1 protein-coding gene is annotated in these 1,117 nt (G+C 66.7%); it reads right to left on the bottom strand.

Going from position 1 to position 1,117, the window contains the following annotated elements; all coding sequences use genetic code 11:
* A partial coding sequence (locus ACIBTX_RS32405) for an IS481 family transposase (protein ID WP_357134901.1) occupies positions 1 to 994 on the bottom strand: 994 nt, incomplete at its 3' end.
* Between the last annotated feature and the right edge of the window lie 123 nt (positions 995 to 1,117).

Below are 1,117 nucleotides of genomic sequence, written 5' to 3'. Positions count from 1 at the left end.
TGTGCTGTCCAGGGAGGTTGGTCAACCTGGTGATGGGTGGTAGGCCGCCGGTGGCGGTGTGGGGTCGGTGGTGATTGTAGTGATGCAGGAAGGCCGGTAAGGCCTTCCTGCGGGCTTGCTCGGAGTTGTAGAAGCGGGCTAGGGCCCAGCCGTCGGTCAGGGTGCGGTGGAAACGCTCCACCTTGCCGTTGGTCTGGGGTCGGTAGGGGCGGGTCTTCTTCATGGTGATGCCCATCTCGTGGCAGGCGTCGCGCCAGGCGAAGGATTTGTAGGCTGAGCCGTTGTCCGACAGCACCCGCTCGATGGTGACGCCACGTGCGGTGAACCAGGCGACGGCGTTGCGGAGCACGTCGACGGCGGTGGCGCCCTTCTCGTCGTCGCGGATCTCGGCGTAGGCGACGCGGGAATGGTCGTCGATGACGGTGTGCACGAACGCCGTTCCGACTTTCGGTGCCCAGTTCTTGCCGCGGTTTCCGGTACGCACGGCGGTGGCGTTGCGGTGGCGGCGGCCCTGGAACCGGCCGACGTAGCGCCAGCCGCCACCGTCGGGGATGTTGCCGTATTTGGTGACGTCGACATGCAGCATCGCGCCTGGATGCGGGTGTTCGTAGCGGCGCACGGGTTCACCGGTGACCCGGTCGATATGACTGAGTCGGTTGAGGCGACAGCGCACCAGCACGGCGTGCACGGTCGAGGCCGGCATGGTCAGGCGCCCGCCGATCTGGACCGGGCCCAGGCGCTGCTTGAAGCGCAGGTGCACGACCTTGCGGACCAAGGGCTGCGGTGTGCGGGTCGGGCTGTGGTGCGGGCGTGACGAGCGGTCCTGCATACCGTCAGCGCCCTGCTCGCGGTAGCGATCTGCCCAGCGTTTCGCGGTGCGCCAGGAGACGTCATAACGCCGTGCCGCCTGGGCGACCGGCCAGCCCTCGTCCACGACCAAACGCGCCAGACGCAGACGTGCGCGTGGGGTCAGAGCAGCATTACGGTGGAGCATGAAGGCCTCCTGGTTGCCGGAGCGGTTCCTAGACAGCTCCACTCCACAACCGGAGGCCTTCACCTACCTACGACATCAGATCGTGTCGTCACACAACCTCGACCAACCTCCCTGGACAGCACA

This window comes from Micromonospora sp. NPDC049359, assembly GCF_044466585.1.
Classification (GTDB): domain Bacteria; phylum Actinomycetota; class Actinomycetes; order Mycobacteriales; family Micromonosporaceae; genus Micromonospora.
Note: the sequence above shows the minus strand (reverse complement) of the source record. Positions and strands in the feature narration are given on the sequence as shown.